The organism is Acidovorax sp. Root275, from assembly GCF_001428965.1.
Lineage (GTDB): Bacteria > Pseudomonadota > Gammaproteobacteria > Burkholderiales > Burkholderiaceae_C > Acidovorax > Acidovorax radicis.
The window spans coordinates 1,012,720-1,030,338 of record NZ_LMJH01000008.1; the positions used below are offsets into that span (position 1 = coordinate 1,012,720).

General features: G+C 65.0%; 15 protein-coding genes. 4 read left to right on the plus strand and 11 right to left on the minus strand.

Features of this window, described 5'->3' with window-relative positions; genetic code table 11:
- Positions 1 to 53: 53 nt before the first annotated feature.
- The 4 genes from ASE52_RS14650 to ASE52_RS14665 form a co-directional block, all read right to left on the minus strand.
- A complete protein-coding gene (locus tag ASE52_RS14650; RefSeq protein ID WP_057227037.1) occupies positions 54 to 788 on the minus strand; it encodes a TonB-dependent receptor in 735 nt (244 codons plus the stop codon).
- Positions 789 to 981: 193 nt separating this feature from the next.
- Positions 982 to 3,204 carry a TonB-dependent receptor gene (locus ASE52_RS14655; protein ID WP_140426236.1) on the minus strand — a complete coding sequence of 741 codons (2,223 nt, stop codon included), beginning with the start codon at positions 3,202 to 3,204 and terminating at the stop codon, positions 982 to 984.
- Between the two features lie 25 nt (positions 3,205 to 3,229).
- The gene (locus tag ASE52_RS14660; protein ID WP_010464049.1) at positions 3,230 to 3,484 is read right to left on the minus strand and encodes a hypothetical protein; all 255 of its coding nucleotides are present in this window, start codon (positions 3,482 to 3,484) and stop codon (positions 3,230 to 3,232) included.
- A complete protein-coding gene (locus ASE52_RS14665) occupies positions 3,481 to 4,710 on the minus strand; it encodes a PepSY domain-containing protein (RefSeq protein ID WP_057227039.1) in 1,230 nt (409 codons plus the stop codon). Before ASE52_RS14665 ends, ASE52_RS14660 begins: the two co-directional genes overlap by 4 nt.
- Before the next feature lie 634 nt (positions 4,711 to 5,344).
- On the opposite strand from ASE52_RS14665, the gene ASE52_RS14670 reads away from it, so the two are divergent.
- The 3 genes from ASE52_RS14670 to ASE52_RS25710 all read left to right on the plus strand — a co-directional run bounded on the left by ASE52_RS14670 (position 5,345) and on the right by ASE52_RS25710 (position 7,352).
- On the plus strand, positions 5,345 to 6,115 hold the full coding sequence (locus ASE52_RS14670; protein ID WP_140426237.1) for a hypothetical protein: 771 nt from the start codon (positions 5,345 to 5,347) through the stop codon (positions 6,113 to 6,115).
- A gap of 249 nt (positions 6,116 to 6,364) precedes the next feature.
- A complete protein-coding gene (locus ASE52_RS14675) occupies positions 6,365 to 6,766 on the plus strand; it encodes a hypothetical protein (protein WP_140426238.1) in 402 nt (133 codons plus the stop codon).
- Positions 6,767 to 6,815: 49 nt separating this feature from the next.
- Positions 6,816 to 7,352, plus strand: coding sequence for a hypothetical protein (locus tag ASE52_RS25710; protein WP_140426239.1), 537 nt, complete (start codon positions 6,816 to 6,818; stop codon positions 7,350 to 7,352).
- Between the two features lie 122 nt (positions 7,353 to 7,474).
- Here the strand turns inward: ASE52_RS25710 and ASE52_RS14685 are convergent, their stop codons facing one another.
- The 7 genes from ASE52_RS14685 to ASE52_RS14715 all read right to left on the minus strand — a co-directional run bounded on the left by ASE52_RS14685 (position 7,475) and on the right by ASE52_RS14715 (position 16,498).
- Entirely contained in the window at positions 7,475 to 9,634 is a 2,160-nt protein-coding gene (locus ASE52_RS14685; RefSeq protein WP_057227048.1) for a TonB-dependent siderophore receptor, read from the minus strand.
- Positions 9,635 to 9,853: 219 nt separating this feature from the next.
- Complete coding sequence (locus ASE52_RS14690; protein WP_057227050.1) at positions 9,854 to 10,192, minus strand: DUF3325 domain-containing protein; 339 nt, start codon at positions 10,190 to 10,192, stop codon at positions 9,854 to 9,856.
- A 3-nt stretch (positions 10,193 to 10,195) separates the two neighbouring features.
- A complete protein-coding gene (locus ASE52_RS14695; RefSeq protein ID WP_057227052.1) occupies positions 10,196 to 11,962 on the minus strand; it encodes a PepSY-associated TM helix domain-containing protein in 1,767 nt (588 codons plus the stop codon).
- Positions 11,959 to 12,267 (minus strand): hypothetical protein, encoded by a 309-nt coding sequence (locus tag ASE52_RS14700; protein WP_029414101.1) that lies wholly within the window; start codon positions 12,265 to 12,267, stop codon positions 11,959 to 11,961. Before ASE52_RS14700 ends, ASE52_RS14695 begins: the two co-directional genes overlap by 4 nt.
- Before the next feature lie 442 nt (positions 12,268 to 12,709).
- Positions 12,710 to 13,186 (minus strand): bacterioferritin, encoded by a 477-nt coding sequence (gene bfr / locus ASE52_RS14705; RefSeq protein WP_057227055.1) that lies wholly within the window; start codon positions 13,184 to 13,186, stop codon positions 12,710 to 12,712.
- A 191-nt stretch (positions 13,187 to 13,377) separates the two neighbouring features.
- Entirely contained in the window at positions 13,378 to 15,426 is a 2,049-nt protein-coding gene (locus tag ASE52_RS14710; protein ID WP_158004165.1) for a carbohydrate-binding domain-containing protein, read from the minus strand.
- A 271-nt stretch (positions 15,427 to 15,697) separates the two neighbouring features.
- On the minus strand, positions 15,698 to 16,498 hold the full coding sequence (locus ASE52_RS14715; protein ID WP_010464064.1) for an FTR1 family protein: 801 nt from the start codon (positions 16,496 to 16,498) through the stop codon (positions 15,698 to 15,700).
- Positions 16,499 to 16,912: 414 nt separating this feature from the next.
- Between ASE52_RS14715 and ahpC the strand changes: the two genes are divergently transcribed.
- Entirely contained in the window at positions 16,913 to 17,488 is a 576-nt protein-coding gene (ahpC, locus tag ASE52_RS14720; RefSeq protein WP_057227060.1) for an alkyl hydroperoxide reductase subunit C, read from the plus strand.
- Positions 17,489 to 17,619 lie beyond the last annotated feature (131 nt).

The following is a 17,619-nucleotide window of genomic DNA, read 5'->3' on the forward strand; positions in this document are numbered from 1 at the left end:
GAGAGGGCGGTGGTTTGTGCGGCTAGCGAATCGGCGGTGGCGGCAGCCGGGGCTCAGTGGGCCTTGGGCGGCTCGGGCAGGGCGGGCGACGCCATACCATCGGCCAGCACAAAGGTCAGCGTGGTCACGTAGCTGGCTTCGCCGTACTGCCCGCCCTGGGCTTCGCCGGGGGTCTTGTCGCTGTGCTTGACCTCGGCCACGTACTGGCCCTTCCAGGGGGTGACGAAGGTCACGGTGCCGTCTTCACCCGCCTCGGCTTCGCGCGTCCAGCCGGAGGGTGCTGCCAACTGCACCTTGGCCTTGGGCAGCGGCGCACCCTTGTAGACCACCTTCAGCTGACCGGGCTTGCCGGTGGGCACCAGGTCGAGCGGGGCGGTGGGCGCCACGGGCTGTGCCAGGCCGGCCACCCAGCGGGCCGAGGGCTGCCAGAACATCGCGGGCAGGTTGCGCTTGCTGCGGTCGATCAGCGGGTAGGTGGCGGCGGCGAACAGCGTGTCTGGCGTGCCGGTGGTGGTGTAGACAAAAGCGTCCTTGCCCAGCTGGCCTTCCGCGCGCTGGGTCGTGCCGCCCGTGCGTTGTTCCAGTGCGGGCACGCCCTTGAACTGGTCCAGCCGGCCGGGCGAGGTCTCGCGCAGGTTCTCGTTGAACTCGCCAAAGTGCAGGCGCGCCTGGCCCCCGGCGTTTTCGAGCCAGACCTGGTGGGCATGGGCGGTGCTCACCGCAGTGAGGGCGGCGCAGGCCAGCAGGGCGGCCAGCAGCGGGGCTTGGAGGCGTTGGTTCGAGGACATGGACGATTTCCTTTCGGTGGTTTCAGTAACAACAAAAACAGCGGAGCGCAGGGCCCCACACCCCTGGCGGTGCAGGGGTGATAAACACTCATTTTTTGATAGCTGCCTGCGCTTGTTGGATAAGCGCTGGGTGGCTTTTTTGACCTTAAATTGGGTCTGAACAGGGCCTGGGCGGCGTGGCGGCGGTGCCGATTTAGAAGTCCACGCCTACGCTCAGCGACAACGTGCGCGGTGCGCCCACCACCAGATAGCCCGAGCCGGGGTAGCCGCCCACCGAGGCCCAGTGGTTGCGGTTGGTCAGGTTGTCGATGCGGGCGCGCAGCGTGACGAGGCGGCCCTGCACTTCGGTGAGGTAGCGGGCTCCCACGTCGAGCCGGTTCCAGCCGGGCACGCGCAGGGTGTTGGTGGCGTTGGCATAGCTGGCGCCGGTGTGCACCCAGCGGCCATCCACGGCCAGGCCCGGCACGCCGGGCACGTCCCACTCTGCACCCAGGTTGGCCTGCAGCTTGGGCACACCGATGACGCGCTGGCCGTCGGTGGCGGCAGCGCCGGTGGTCAGCTGCTTGGCGTCCAGCCAGGTCAGCCCGCCCAGCACGCGCAGGCCCTTGGTGGCCTCGCCCTGCAGTGCCAATTCCACGCCCTGGTGGCGGTCTTTGCCGCTGGTGCTGAAGAGGTTGGCCGCGCTCAAAAACGCGCGGGGCTTGGTGGTGGAAAACAGCGCCACGCTGCCGCCCACGCGGCCCGCGTCAAACTTCACGCCCACTTCCTTTTGTTTGGAGACATAGGGCGCCAGCATCTCGCCCCGGTTGGCCGCCGTGCTGGGCGCGGTCTGGCCCTGGCTCAGGCCTTCCACATAGTTGGCATACACCGACAGGCCCTTGTCCACCTTGTAGATGGCCGCGAGCAGCGGGCTGGTGCGGCTCTGGTCATAGCGGTCGGTCTGCACGGCGGTGCCGTAGGCGTAGTTGGCGATTTCGATTTTCTGGTGGCGCAGGCCGGCCGTGAGCAGCAGGCGGCTGTCCAGCAGCTGCACCGTGTCGCCCAGCGCAAAGCTGGTCAGGCGGGTGCTGCCCGTGCGTTGCGGGTGGGCCAGGTCGCCGCCGAAGAGGGTGTCGGCGCTAAAAGTCGGCAGGCCGGTGGCCACGGGGTTGTAGAGGTTGGTCGCCTGGGTGTTGCGCCAGTCCATGGCATAGGCGTTTTTCTTGTCGGCGCTGAAGTGCGACGCCACCGCCACCCATTCGTGGCCCACGCTGCCGGTCTGCAGCTTGCCACGCAGGCCCAGCTCGCCGGTGTTCACGCTGTCCTTGCGGGTGTTGTCAAAGCGGTAGGTGGTGGCGGCGCCGCTGGCGGCGTTGGTCACCGTGAGGTTGGCCAGTGAATTGGCTTCTTCGCCACGGCGCGCGCCCGCCGCGGCCCAGGCCGTGGTGGTGGGCGACAGGTCCCACTCGCCGCGCAGCGTGCCGAAGGTGTCGCGTTCGTTCGAATAGCTCCAGGGCTGGGCAAAGTTGGCCTGGTTGTCGGGGGCACCCGGCACCGCCGTGACCGCAGCACCCAGCGTGACATTGGTGCGGGTGTTCTTGAGCTTGTGGTCTTGCCAGCCTATGTCGCCGGACAGGCGCACGTCGCGGCTGCGCCAGTCCAGGCCCACGGCCAGCAGGCCGAGCTGGACGTCTTCGCCATCGACCGCCGTCCCGCCGTTGCGGGCCGCCGCATTCACGCGGATGCCGGTGTTGCCATCCGGCCCAAAGCGGCGGGCAATGTCGGCCGCGATCTGTGTCTGGCCGCCGCTGGCCACGCCAAAGGTCACGCGGTTCAAGGGCTCGTTGGGCGCCCGCTTGGGCAGCAGGTTGATGCTGCCGCCCAGACCGCCGCCATTGGGGCTGGCGCCGTTCAAAAAGGCCGATGCGCCGCGCAGCACCTCCACGCGCTCGAACAGCTCGGTGGCAATGTATTGGCGCGGCAGCAGGCTGTACAGGCCGTTGTAGGCCGTGTCGTCCGAATCGAGGATGAAGCCCCGGATGAAGAACGCTTCCTGAAAATTGCCAAAGCCGCGTGCCACGCGCACCGTGGGGTCGTTTTGCAGTACATCGCCTACGCTGCGGGCATGGCGGTCCTGGATCAGTTCGTTGGTGTAGCTGGTGATGGAAAACGGCGTGTCCATCGCGTCCTTGGTGCCCAGGATGCCGGCACGCCCACCGCGCGCCACCTGGCCACCGGGGTAGGCGGGCGACAGGCCCTGCGCCGATGCATCGGCGCTGGCGTTGACCGTGACGGTGGACAGGGCCTTGCCCTCTGGCTCGGTGCCACTGGCCGCCGCTTGCGCCCAAGCGGCAGGCGCGGCCAGTGCGAAGAGCAACGCGGCGGCCAGGGCGGCCGGGGTCAGGGCAGGGGGGCGTGGGGAATGGGTGTTGCGCATGGCGTGGTGAAGGTGCTGGCGGTGTTCAGGGTGGCGTGGCTCTGGTGCCCGTTTCGGTTGTTTCGGTGTGGGGTTGGCCGTGGGCTCCCTGGGCGGCGGCCGCAGGCTGTGTGTGGGGCCAGCAGTGCCAGCCCATCACCGCCACCGGAATGCCCAGGCCCACCCACGACCACCAGTCGCCCCAGGTGTCGGATACGAGGGCGGTGATCAGGCCCGTGGTGGTGAGCACGCCCATCACGATGGGCCCGCCCCACAGCGACCAGAACGGGCTCGGCTTCATGCGCGGCCCTCCGTGTGGGGCAGCGGGCTGCCGGTGCGCGCTGCAGCTGTTGTCGGCAGGCTGGTGTGGCCTTGCACGGTGGCGGCCGCGGTGGTGGTGCTGGTAGTGGCGTTGCTGGTGCTGCCCGCCTGCACGCCCTTGCGCAGCCACAGGTACAGCCCGCTGCCCAGCACCACGATGGTGGCAATGTCGAGCAGCGCCCACAGGATCTTCATCGGCATGCCACCGTAGTCGCCAAAGTGCAGCGGCTGCGACACCAGCAGCGCCGTCAGGTACCACGGCAGCTGGGGCGACGCGGTGACCTGCGCTGTGCGCGCATCCATCAGCACGGGCTTGAGCAGGCGGGAGGTGAGCGGCTCGTTGCCGCGCATGAAAAACGTGTTGTGGTGCGGGCTGGAGAACGCCGTGCCCGGGAACGCAATGAACGACAGCTTGGTGCCCGGCGCCTGCGCCTGTGCGGCCTCCAGCGCCTGCTGCAGCGGGCCGCGCTCTGCGGCGGGCACGATGGGCTGGCCTTCATAGGGCTTGAGCAGCACCGAGAGCTGGTCGTACTGCCAGTATTTGATGAGCAGATCCGCCCATGTGTTGATCATGCCCGTGCCGCCCACTACAAACGCCCACACCAGCGTGACGATGCCCAGCAGGTTGTGCAGGTCCAGCCACTTCACGCGCGTGGATCGGTCACGCCGCACCTCGCCAAACGCGAGCTTGCGCATGAACGGCGCATACAACACCACCCCGGTGACGATGGCCACCAGCAGCAGCAAGCCCATGAAGCCCAGAAACAGCTTGCCCGGCAGGCCCGCGAACAGGTCCACATGCAGCTTGAACATCACGTACATGAAGCCCTCGTCAAAACGCGGCTGCGCCAGCACCTGGGCCGTGCGCGCATCCACCGCCACGGAGCGGAAATCATCGGTGGGCGCCGGTGTGGGCGTGAGCGTGACGAACCAGACGTTGTCATCGTCCTCCGCATGTGATGCGAACTGCACCACGCGCTCGGGGTGCAATGCGTGCGCGGTGGCCAGCACCTTGTCGAGGCTGGCGCGCGGTGTGCTGGCGGGCATGGCGGGCGCCTCGACCTCGGTACCCAGCAGGTGGCCTATTTCGTGGTGAAAGATCAGCGGCAGGCCCGTGAGGCACAACAGCAGCATGAAGACGGTGCACACCAGGCTGGACCACTTGTGGGTCCAGCTCCAGCGGCGCAGGGCGGTGGGGCTCAGCATGGTCCGGGGGTGGGGCGGCAGGGGCTGGGCTGGCGCACACCCACACGGCCTGCCCACAGTGCAGGGGCAGCAATGGCAGCAGCAGGAGGAGTGAAAAGGTGGTTCAAGCCAGACAACCCGAAAACATCGAAGGACGGTGGGTGCTGGCTGCAGCCTTAGAGCAGGTCTAAGGGGGAGGCTGTGGCTTGCGTATACCTAATTTTACATTGCAAATAGGAATTGTTTGTATTCGTAATGGTGGTCGGGTTGCGTGTGTTGGGAAAAAGCCCGATCCCGTGGTGCGGGGAATGGTCTTTTTGGGGCCGGGCATCGCGCGGAGCGCGCGTGGGGATCGGGGCAGAGGGCTTGTTGAAGAAACCCTTGGCAGTGGCGGCCGATGGTTTCCTGCTTGCAGATTCGCGCGCTGCATGGGGCCAAAGGCGGCGATGGCCATCGCATTCCCAGGCCGTATCGGTTCCATTCGTTCGGCCGGCGGGCAGCCCGCAAGTGGGCCCTCCAGCGCGCAACCAGCGCCCGCTTGCAGGCTATAGTCCCTTGGACCCAGCGTGCCGGTTTTGCAGGATCTTTGTGCCTGGGCATTGAATCAGTGCATTGGCTGCGAAGCCAGGCTGCGAGCCGCTTTCAGGAGAGTTCCGTGTCCACGATATCCCGCGCCGTTGAGCCTGTCGCGCACGCATCTGCGGTATGCATGGGTGCCTTGCGTCAAGCGCTGCACATGGCTGCCTTGCCAGGGCTCGCTGTTCTGGCCATTCTGTGTATGGGCAATGCATATGCCGCAGACGGAAATACATCTGCAGAGCAGAAGGCCAGGCTCGTAATAGCCCCCGAGTTTCGGCATCTCGACTTTGTCTTGGCCGCCGCAGAAGGCGACTTGAACGGCGACGGCGTTCCCGACCGGGCCATGCTGCTGATGGGGCGCAAAGGAGAAGGCCCGAAAGAGGAGCGGCTGTTCGTCCTGACCGGAAGGGCAGATGGCAGCTATCAGGTGCTCTCGGTGTCTGGCGAGTTCTGCCACCCCAGCAAGTTCTACAACCTGGACATTAAAAACAACGCGTTGTTCGTTCAGGCGGTCTACTACGCAGACGCCGCCCGGTTCTCGGGCTTCACGCTGCAGTTCCGCTACAACGCCAAGACCAAAGACCTGGAACACATCGGCGAGCAGCAGGACGACGAAGACTACTCCAGCAACTCCTCCTACCGAGTGAGCCTCAACTACCTGACCAACGCCGCCATTCATTCGCGGCGTGTTGGAAAGAAGTACAAGGAGGCGAGAGGCCGGATCACCGATGCTCCAGGCGTACTGCCTTTGAACGGGTTTGTCTGCGAAGGCTATGGCATGACGAGTTCTTCTGTGTACCTTGATGACAGTTTCAAGGTGCACAAGAAGGGCGGTACGCCGCCATGATGCGGAGCGGGTTTGTCGAAGTGGCTCGCAGCTTATTCGCGAATTACCGTGATTCAAACCCCTCCACGGCTTGAGCCGTCGATCCGAAAGTACCTTTTTCCACTCCTGAAGAATGACAGCTTCGTGGGCCCGGGCCGGGCATTTCGACGCATCGCCAATGACGCATTCATTGGGTGAACGTGCAAGGCTTTACCAGCACGCGTCGCCCTAGCCGATCCGCCCAGTCCTGAAAAGTAAGTGGCCGCCTCCATGAAAAAGCACGTTTCCGCAAGAAAGAGAGCATCGCTTCAGTTGCTGAACGCTGAACTGGTGCGACAGGCCATGCGTGGCATCTTTCCGCCGAGAAACGACTACGTGGAGGACATGGCGCTGTACGAGGACCTATTGCCAGAGCTACGCCGGTTTGGGATAGCAGACCGAGGAAGTCTCAAACGCCTGACGACCCGGCACCGCAGGTCGCTGCTGGCGGATGATCGCAGTCCGCTTGCCGCGTGGGAGCAGCGCCATTTCAGTGAGATGTTTGGAGCCGAATTCGTTTGTGATGCCGTTCGTCGGCACTACTGGTTTGCTTATCCGGCGCTGATTCGCAATGCGTTGCAGTCCGAGTTTGGCGAGATTGCTGCTGTGCGTGACGAAGATGTGGATGGGTAACCGTAGGTATTTGCCGCACACATCAACCACTTTCTTGCAATAGCGAACTATGAAAACCGTGTATTCAATCGCTGTTCACCAAATTTTCAGTCCCCAGAAGACGCTCTCTTCTCAAGCTTTAAATCGTATGGGTTGCATTCTTCATTTCGTGGGCCGCGAGGCTGATGTGGAAAGCCTCGTCGCGCTGAGTCCAATTGAACCGTGCAGCGTTTGGCGGCGCGGTGTGCCGCGCAGTTCCCGGCCGAACAGCCGTCCTGCAGTGACTTCCGGGTTGACCTTGGTGGTGAGTGACGCTGAATTTGAGGACCTGGAGCAGCAGCAGGCCGACGCAATTCAGTTCCTCCTTGCCCATTCAAGCGTCTTGAAGGCCATGAGCGAAGTCGCAGGCGTGGAGCACGCGACTTTGGACTTCGGGATTGCCATGCGGGATGTGGTCGTCCAGTCCGACCACTTCCCTACAGAACTGATTGCTGCGCTTGCGGCTGCGGGCTGCAGTATGGAACTGACCCAATTTCCGACAGGACGCAAGGCAAAGAACCTCAAGCGATATCGGAAGGCGTTGCGTGCCGGGCAACTTCGACGGTAGACGCCCACAGACTCAGTCGCGTCAATGAATTGCTATCAATTAAATAGCTGCTAGCGCTTATCTATAAGGCGCTAGCGGCCAAAAAAGATTGGAATCTAGTTGCTACACGTGCGTCCGTAGTCTTAGAACCGTGTCCGCAACGTCACCTGCACCGTACGCGGCGATCCCGGCAGGATCAGGTTGTCGTTGCTGCCGTGGCTGGACACGTAGTACTTGCGGTTGGCCAGGTTCTTGATGTTCACGTCCAAGTCCCACTGGCCCAGCGTGTACTGCAGCGCCGCATCGAGCGTGGTGTAGCCGGGCAGGGTCACCAGGTTGGTCAGCGAGGTGAAGCGCGCACCCACGTAGTTCACGCCGCCGCCCACGCGCAGGCCGTGGCCCAGGTCCTTCATGGCCCACAGGAACGCGGAGTTGCGCGGCGTGAGCGCAGCCACCTTGCCCTGCGCCGCGATGGCCGCCGTGGGCAGCTGCAGCGAGCCCGTGGTGGCTAGCGACCGGGTCATGCGGCCATCGAGCCACGCGTAGCCGGCGCTCACGTCCCAGCGGTCGGGCAGGCGGCCATTGGCGGTCAGCTCCAGGCCGTTGGTGCGCTGCGTGCCCACGTTGATCTGGCGCGAGGGGTTGGCCGGGTCGGTGTTCTTGATGTTGGTGCGTTCCAGGTTGAAGAGCGCGCCGGTGAAGTTCAGGCGGCCGTCCAGCACGTCGAGCTTCACGCCGATTTCCTTGTTCTCGGTGATCTCGGGCTCGGCGCCGGTGTTGTTGGCCGCCAGCGCAAAGGTCTCGGCCGAGGGCTGGAACGACTTGCTGTACGACACGTAGTACGACAGCGCATCGCTGGGCTGCCACACCAGGCCCGCGCGGGGGCTGAACTTCTTGTCGGTGCGCGACAGGCCCGTGAGCTTGCGGTCGAACGTGGTCTCCTGGCCGAACACGTCGTAGCGGGCGCCGACCAGCGCCTTCCACTGGGGTGCCAGCGTGATCTGGTTTTGCCAGTACAGCGCGGCGGTGTCCTGCGTGGTGTGGCTGGGGATGGCGCCGTCGGCCGCAAAGCTGGCGGCCGGGATGGCGGGGGCAGGGCGGTTGCCGGGGTTGAAGATCGGCACGCGGTCCGCGCCGCCCGAGACGGACTCGGCCCGCTTCTTCTGCTGTCCCAGCTCCACGCCCATCAGCCATTCCTGCTGGAAGCCGCCCAGCTGGTTGCGCCAGGTGACGTCGGTCTGGTTGAAGAAGCCCTTTTCGTCGCGCAGGATGAACGAGCGCGTGCGGCCCACGGTCAGGTTCACCGGGTCGGTGGTGCCGCCGGGCAGAGTGTTGTAGCGGTCCAGCGCGTAGTCGTACAGACGCGTGACGTTGCGCACCGACCAGTCGTCGTTGAAGCGGTGGTTCAGCGTGGCCGCGAACGACTGCATGGTGCTGGTGGTGGTGTCGTCACGCGCGGCATTGCTGGAGCCGTAGTAGGTGCTGGCGGGCACATTGACGGGGCGGCCGTTGAGCGCCGGAATGCCGAAGTCCGTCAGTCGCTTGTCGCGGGCGTTGGTGTACTGCAGCAGCAGGTCGGTCTGCGCGGCGAGCTTGAGCGCAAGCGACGGCGCGAAGTTGTGGCGCTTGACGAACTGCTGGTCGCGGTAGCTGCCCGAGTCTTCCACCGCGGCATTGATGCGGAAGGCCGCGGTGTCGCTGATGCCCACATTCACGTCGGCGGTGGCGCGGCGATAGTCATGGCTGCCCAGGCCCAGCGACGCCTCGCCCGAGGTCTCGCCAAACTTGGGCTTCTTGGTCACGCGGTTGATCAGGCCGCCCGACGATCCGCGCCCGTACAGCACGGCGGCGGGGCCCTTGAGCACTTCCACGCGCTCGATGTCGGCCAGGTCGCGGAAGTACAGCGCATCGTCGCGCACGCCGTCGACAAACTGGTCCGCAATGGCCGTGAAGCCGCGGATCACCACCTGGTCGCGTTGGCCGTCGCCGTGGCTCATGGCCACGCCGGGCACATTGCGCAGCACGTCTTCCATCGACCGTGCGCCCTGGTCGCGCATGAGCTGCTCGGGCACCACGTTCACGGCCTGGGGCACGTCGCGCAGCGGCGCGCTGCCCTTGGTGGCCGAGGTGCTGGCGGCGGGCGAATAGCCGTCGTCGCCCGTGGTGGACTGCACCGTGACCTCGCCCAGCGTCTGCGGTGCGGTGGCCTGTGGCGGGCTCTGCGCCCACGCAGCGCTGCAAAGCGCGGCGAGCAGGGCGGCCGACAGGGGCCTGAGCGGGTGGGACTGGCGGAATGCGTGCATGGTTTTTCCTTGGGTGTGTGCGCAGCGCAGGTGAAGACAACCCGCACTCCGGGCCTGGCGCGGGCCGGTGGTCGGCCCTGGCTGGGAGGTGTGCGAAGCGGTAAAGAGAAACGAATGCGGTCAGGCGGGACGGGAACAGGAGGCGGTGTGGCCCGGGTGTGCGCAGGGCTACCGTTGCGGCGCGGCCCCTTCAGGCCGCCAGCACGGCGCTGGGCGCCATCACCAGCCGCCAGCCCGCGCCAGCAGGCCGGCAGCCAGCGCGACGCCGGCCGCGACCGGCGCGCGCCGTGGCTGCCAGGTCACCATGGCCGTCACCGCCAAGGCCGCGACCGACAGGGTGACCGTCCAGGCCGTCACGCCCAGCGATGCGGGCACCTCGCCCGACGGCCGCGCCGCCAGCCACAGCGAGAGCGCCAGCACCAGCCAGCCGGCGCGGCGCAGGTGCAGGTGCATCTGGCGCCGCGCCGTGCCCTCGCGGCCCAGCGCGTCTTCGTGGTGGCGGTCCATGCCCAGCGCAATGGCCGACCATGCGGCAAAACACAGCAGAAAAGCGGACATGGATCAGGCTCCCGAAGTGGAGACGTCGGGCGTGGCCGACAGCGCAGGTGCAGCGGGCTGCGGGGCGGATGCGTTGGCGGCGGCGTGGCGCAGCGCCTGGGACACCGCGGCCTTGCCCTTGGGTATGCGCCCCGGGCGCAGCCGCCAGGACAGCCCGCACAGCAACAGACCCGTGGCCAGGAACGACAGGTCCATGCTGGCCCAGATCCATTCGCCCGCGGGCAGCGTGACGCCCAGGTGGGTGGTGGTGGTCAGCGCATTGATCAGAGGCAGGGCCGTCCATACGGCGCCCGCAGCGCCCAGCGGCACCGACCAGCCCATGCGGCTCGGTCGCACCACGGCACACGCCAGCGCCCACACCAGCGCGATGCCCCAGGCGCTGAAGAACCAGCCCAGCTCGGTGTCGGCCCGGCCCTCGATGCCCACCGGGATCAGGCGGTTGGAGGCCACGTACACGCCACAGGCCAGCGGCAGGCCCGCCAGCGTGGCGATGTTGATGGCGGCGACCAGACGCTCGCCAAAGGGTGCCTTGGTGCGCGCTGCAGAGGCGGCAGCGCCTTGGCGGCCGGCTTTGGTTTGCGACAGGGCGCTGCGCTTGACCGTCCACAGCACCATGCCCGTGGCGATCATCAAGCTGCCCAGCACGCCAAAGCCGAAGAGGGCCCAGCGCATGCCCACGTCGGCAAAGCGCGCCAGGTGCAGGCCGTACAGCACGCCATAGGTCTTGGCGGCCGGGCCGGTGGGGTCGGCCTGGTCCAGCCATTGGCCGGTGGTCGCGTCGAACAGCAGGCGCGGCGGGCGGTACTGCAAGCGGTCGCCCTCGTGGCGCGTGACCTCGACCACGGCGCGGCCCTTGGCATCGCGGCGGGCCTGCACGTTGCCGATGCGCCCGCCGTCCCAGCGGGTGCGGGCTTCATTCAGGATGGGCTGCAGCGCGATGGCGGGCAGGGGCTCCACCTTGTCGTTTGCGCCGCGGCGGGGGCGGCTCTCGGCCTTCTCGCCCTGCAGGTCGGCAAAGTACGCGTTGGAGTCCACGCCCTTTTCATTCTTGTACGTGGCGGCGATGCCGGCGGGCATGTACAGCGTGTGGAAGATCATCAGCCCGCTGAAGGTGATCATCAGATAGAACGGCAGCACCAGCACGCCGGTGACGTTGTGCGCATCCAGCCAGGCGCGCTGCCCGCCCTTGGTGGGGCGGAAGGTGAAGAAGTCCTTGAAGATGCGGCGGTGCGTGATCACACCGGTGATCAGCGCCACAAACATCAGCATCGTCGCCACACCCACCACCCAGCGGCCTTCGATGGTCCAGCGGCCCTTCTGGGCAGTGCGCAGCTCGAAGTGAAAGCGGTAGAAGAAGTCGCCGCCCATGGTCTGGCGTGCCTCGATGGGCTCTCCGGTCTGCGGGTTCATGCGTAGGGTTTCAAACCGGCCGTTGCCGGTGCCGCGCCACAGCAGGTTGACAGCAGGGTCGCGCTCGTCGGGCAGGTGCAGGATCCACTGCGTGACCTCGGGCGACTTGCGCACCAGGGCGTCCAGCGACTTCTGGGCCACCTGCGCATCCGCCACTTCGATGCTTGGCAGGCCGTGCATCTCAGGGCGCATCCACAGGTTGAACTCGTTCCTGAAGAACGACAGCGTGCCGGTGAGAAAGATCGCGAACAGCAGCCAGCCCAGGATCAGCCCGGCCCAGGTGTGCAGCCACGACATCGCCTGGCGGAAGCCCTCGCGGTCGGCGCTCTTGCGAGCGGTGGTGGTGTGTGCGGCGGTCATGGCGTGGCTCCCATCCATTGCGGCGCCATGGCGCAGGCGCCCAGCGCCAGGGCGGGCAGCAGCGTGCCACCCCAGGCGCCCCAGGCCGTGCGCGCATAAAACGCCCAGCCGGCGGCGATGGCATAGGCCAGCCAGGCCAGCATGGTGGCGGTCAGCACGGCCTCCACACGGGGCATGAACTGCGCCAGGCCCAGCGAAAAAGCCGCCGTGAACCCGGCGGCCAGCGCATAGCCGCCCGCGATGGCCGCCACGGAACGGGAGGTGACGCCCAAGCGGTAGCGCCAGTCCAAGCGAACGGCCTTCATGGCTGGGCTGTGGCGGCGCCAGAGGCGGCGCAGCAGTGAAAAAACGAGAGGAACAGAGACCCCGCAATGCAGGGGCTGGCGGTGCTGCGCAGCATCAGAGAGGCTCCAGGCAGGGTTGTCGTACGGCAAACGTACAAACGCTGGCTGCAGCGGCGGCGAGGCCCGGCTGACTGGCTGGCTAGGTGTGGAAGAAAATCACGGGATCGGGCGCAACGCCAATAGGGCTGCAAAGGGGTTGGCACCGGTCGTAAGAATGCATTCTACTTTTGTTGAGAAGCATTCGCATTCATTGGTGTGCAACTTGAGCTGTTTTGATGTGCATTTGCAACAGCTTGTGACGAGCAGTGCGGGGTGTCGCGGGCACAAAAAAACGGGCCGAAGCCCGTTTTTCTGATTTTTTCTTTGGTTTTTTCGTGGAGCGCTCTGAGAAATCAGTGCGGGTTCACTCTGCCTCGCCCATCTGGGATTGCAGGTAGTTCTGCAGGCCGACCTTGTCGATCAGGTCGATCTGGGTTTCGAGGAAGTCGATGTGCTCTTCGGTGTCGTCCAGGATCTTTTGCAGCAGATCCCGCGAGACATAGTCGCGCACCGTTTCGCAGTGGGCAATGCCTTCCTTGATGGTCGCCTGGGCACCTTGTTCGGAGCTCAGGTCGCAGGCCAGGATCTCTGGCACGTCTTCGCCGACCTGGAGCTTGGCCAGGTCCTGCAGGTTGGGCAGGCCGTCGAGCGTGAAGATGCGGTCCATGAGCCAGTCGGCATGCTTCATCTCGCCGATGGATTCCGAATACTCTTTCTTGGCCAGCTTGTCGAAGCCCCAGTGCTTGAGCATGCGGTAGTGCAGGAAGTACTGGTTGATGGCCGTGAGTTCGTTCTTGAGCTGGGCCTGCAGATGGCCAATGACTTGTGCGTCGCCTTTCATGGGGACTCCTTGTTTGTTCTGTGGATTCGGGCCCGATTGTCGTGACCTCGATCAATCACCGCAAGCCAAACCCCTGTTGAGTCGCTCTGTCTGCGTGTGATCCTGAGTTGTGTTCGCATCTGGACCTGCAAAAAAAGGGGCTGGCCGCCCATTGGCTGCCAGCCCCTTTTTTGGTGCGCGGTCAGCGCGCGTCAGGGAAGCTGGATCGCGACTTCCTTCTCGGCCCCGGTGGCGGTGGCCTTGCACACGGCATATACCGTCTGCGCACCGGTGCTGCCCAGCGACAGCGATTTGGTGTGCGTGAGGCCGTTGGCGCTGGCCGCAATGTCGTCATACAGCGCACCGTAGGCATTGCCTGTGCTCCACGATGCCCGGCAAGCCGCTGCCTGGTTGGTGGTCAGCACGTAGCTGGCGTTGTAGCCGGCGTGGGTGACCGAACCCACGGCAACCGTCAGGGGCTCGGTGGGTGGGGGCGTGCCCGGGGTGCCGGGCAGGCCGGTGGACTTGAGCGCGCCTGCCGGGATCTGCACCATGTACGCATCCACGTCGGTCGCGCTGCCCGTGTTCCAGTTGGAGTTGAACAGCACCTTGGTGAAGTCGCGGTTGACGGATGCGTGTGGTTCCGACCAGTACTCGTTGGAGGTCACGCGCGTGAACGCCAGGGTGTGGACCTGCGGGTTGGCCTTGAGCTCCACGGCCATGAGCTTGCGGTGGAACCACTGGCGGTTCACGGTGTCGGCGTAGGTGCTCAACAGTACCCACCCCGGCTTGTTGAAGCCCTTGCCCGACAGGTGCAGCGCCGTGGTCGATCCGTTCAGGTAGCTGGGCAGCAGGAAGGTGCGCACGCCGGTGCGCAGGTTGACCAGGAAGATGTCGCCCACGTTGGCCTGGTAGTCCACCGACACATACACATCGTCGCCATTGGCATCGATCGCCAGGTCCGAGTGCTCGGACTTGTGCAGCAGCTTCTTGGACTGGCTGAAGTCGCGCGAGTACGCCACGGTGCCGCTGGCATCGTCACCCGAGACCACGCAGTAGTTGCCGCTCGGGCTCATGCTCACGTGGTCGGGGCGCACGCCGTTGGTGTTCTTGGTGCCGACGATGGTGTCGGTGTCGCGGTCCCAGGTGATCACGCCCAGGCTGTTCCAGTTGGCGTCGTCCACCATCAGGCACCAGTAGCGGCCGTCCTTGGACGGTGAGCCTTCAGAGCGGGTCCATGCCGCGTTGGCGCCGGGCCAGCGGGTTTTCAGGCGCGCAGACAGGTTGGTGACCACGCGCGTGGCACCGGTGGCGGTGTTGAGCTCGTGAATCTGCATGCCCACGCCGTTGGTGGGCAGGTAGTACAGCAGATCGGGGTTGCTCGCGTGCCACTGTGGCTCGGCATCGGCTGCCAGGTAGGGCAGCACCTTCAGCCGCGCGTGCGTGTGTGCGTCGTACAGATGCCAGTGGCCGTCGAGCGCATAGATCAGGTGGCGGGTGCTGTCTGCGTTGAAGGCCTGGCGGCGCGCGTAGTCGTTGCGCGCAAAGGTCGCCACGCCATCGGCCGCGTGGTTGGTGGCGCGCGTAAAGCAGGTCCCGTAGTCGGGTTCTGCCAGCACGGCGCCCTTGGCAGGCTTGGCCAGTGTGGCCGCGGTCACCAGGGTGCGTGCGGTGCTCAATGCAAAGCCGGGGCGCGCTTCGTAAAAGGCCTTGCAACCGGGGCTCAGGGTGGACGCGATCACGGTGCTGCCAGGGGCGGTAAAGCGCAGTGCGCCGTTCCACAGCACGGAGCGCTGGCCGGGGATCACGTCCAGCCCGTCAAACGCCTTGTCGCCGATGCCACGGTCCAGGGTCACGCCCTCGGCGGTGGCGGCGACGGTGGTGCCGTTGACGGTGATGGACTCCACGTACAGGTTGCGGTCTTCGCCGTTGGCGTTGGCGTCATTGGTGAACACCACGTCCACCTTGTCGCCGCCCGCAATCGAAGGCACCGAGAAACTGTAGTTCTGGTAGCTGGTCTCGCGAACCTCGGTGTCTGCCACGGCAATGCCGTTGACGCGCAACTGCATGAGCGCGCCCGCATTGGCCAACAGGCTGGCGCGGGCACGCACCACCAGGTTCGCGGCGTCGGCCTTGCTTGTATTGGTGGATTCTTTGCTGGCGGCTGTGGTCGCCGTTTCACTGCCTCCGCCCCCGCAGGCGGTCAGTGCCAGTACGGCCATCCCGCTGGCAACCGCATGGGTTAAAGATCTGGTGCTCATGGAAACTACCCTCTCGTTCAGTTGATGACATCTGCAGCCATGGCGACGCCTGTGGGTCAGGTTACCGGCATGGTTCTGTAAAAAGCGGAAAGGGCGGCACCCACGGCTCATTTGGTTTCAATCAGAAACACAATGGTGGATTGGCGGGGGGGCGTGGCCGTTGGCGGTGCCCCACCCTGGGCACTGAGCGGGCGACAAAAAAGAAAGCCCTGGGTATTGCTACCCAGGGCCTGGAAAAACTGCGGCCTGCGCCGCACGGCGGATTTCGGTTTTACAGCGCCTTGGCCGATGCACCTGGCTGGGCGGCGTGGGCAGTCATGGTTTGCTGGTCACGCCAGTGCGCCACGCCCAGCCATACGGTGGGCACCAGCACCAGGGCCAGCGAGATGGCCTGGGCAATGGTTCCTTCGGCCAGGTCTTCCGTGGCCGCATGCCAGTAGGCGTTGTCGATGCCGGGCAGTACGCCGCCTTCCGTGAACTCGTGGAACGCGTAGACCACCAGCTGCACGGCAAACACCGCCATGAACCATGAGGTGACGCGGAAGAACCGCGAGAGGTTCACTGCGCGGCCGTAGCGCGTCCAGGCCCAGGCAATGGCAATGGCCAGCGCCAGGCCTGCCAGGCCGCCCCAGGCCATGTAAGCCAGCTCCGCGCTGCGTGCCAGGGCGGCGAGCATGGTGGCGGTTTCCACGCCTTCGCGGCCCACCATGAACAGGGCAAACAAGAACACGGCCATCCAGGCGCGCGGGCCCTCCAGCACGCTGGCGTGGTCCATGCGCTGGGCGATCTCCTGGCCCATGCCTTTTCCCGCGCTGCGCATGTGCACCACACACCAGGCCACGGTGGCAGCCGCCACCAGCGCCATGCAGCCCTCGGCTGCGGGCGACAACGCGCCCACCTGCGACAGCACCCAGCCCAGCACCAGCGAGAGCAGGGCGGCCACGCCCACGCCTGCGCGCAGCGGCAGCAGCAGGTGCAAGCGCCCGGTCTTGCGCAGGTACAGGGTGGCAATCGCCACCACCAGCAGGGCTTCCAGCCCTTCGCGGAAACAGATCAGCAGTGTTTGGAACATGGTGAAGTCAGGTCTTGCTATAAATTAATGAGCTGCTTGCGCTTATTTTTAAAGCGCTACAGGCCTTTTTGACCAATATTTTGAGAATGGCGTAAGTGCACGGCCTTCCCGCTGCAATGCGCTGCCCGAGCGGCTTTGCTGCAGTGCGGCAGATGATATGACTAAATACGAATCAGTTGTATTTGAATGTTTGACATGCCACAAGGGTTGGCTGTATCGGCGTGCTTGCCTTGCAGGCTGCCAACGCTGGTTTCTGGGGTTGAAAGGGGCAAAATGCCGATCCCCGGACTGAGGGTAGGGTGTCACTGTATAGTCACAGGCAATTGATTCAATCAAATCAATTAATTGGATTGATGGTCTCGAAAGGCCTAGACTTCAGTCCTGTTCAGTCAACCAACCACTAAGGAAACAGCAATGTCCCTGATCAATACGCAAGTTCAGCCCTTCAAGACCACCGCTTTCGTCAACCGTGACGGCAAGGGTGAATTCATCGAAGTGACCGAGCAGTCCCTCAAGGGCAAGTGGTCCGTGCTGATCTTCATGCCCGCAGCTTTCACCTTCAACTGCCCCACCGAAATCGAAGACGCTGCCGACAACTACGCTGCTTTCCAGGCTGCCGGTGCAGAGGTCTACATCGTGACCACCGACACGCACTTCTCGCACAAGGTCTGGCACGAAACCTCGGACGCCGTGGGCAAGGCCAAATTCCCCCTGGTCGGCGACCCAACGCACCAGCTGACCAATGCTTTCGGCGTGCACATTGCTGAAGAAGGCCTGGCACTGCGCGGCACGTTCGTGATCAACCCCGATGGCGTGATCAAGACCCTGGAAATCCACTCCAACGAAATCGCCCGCGACGTGTCGGAAACCCTGCGCAAGCTCAAGGCTGCCCAGTTCACCGCCGCCAACCCTGGCCAAGTCTGCCCCGCCAAGTGGAAGGAAGGCGCCAAGACGCTGACGCCTTCGCTGGACCTGGTTGGCAAGATTTAAGTTTTCTTATCTCGGCCCCTAAAGCCGGACAGCGTCATGGCGCCTGTGCGCCATGCCGTCCGGCTTTTTTACGCCCGGAGTTTGACCCGCAGGCTTGATACAAACCACGCTTGCCATCACGCTCCCCACAT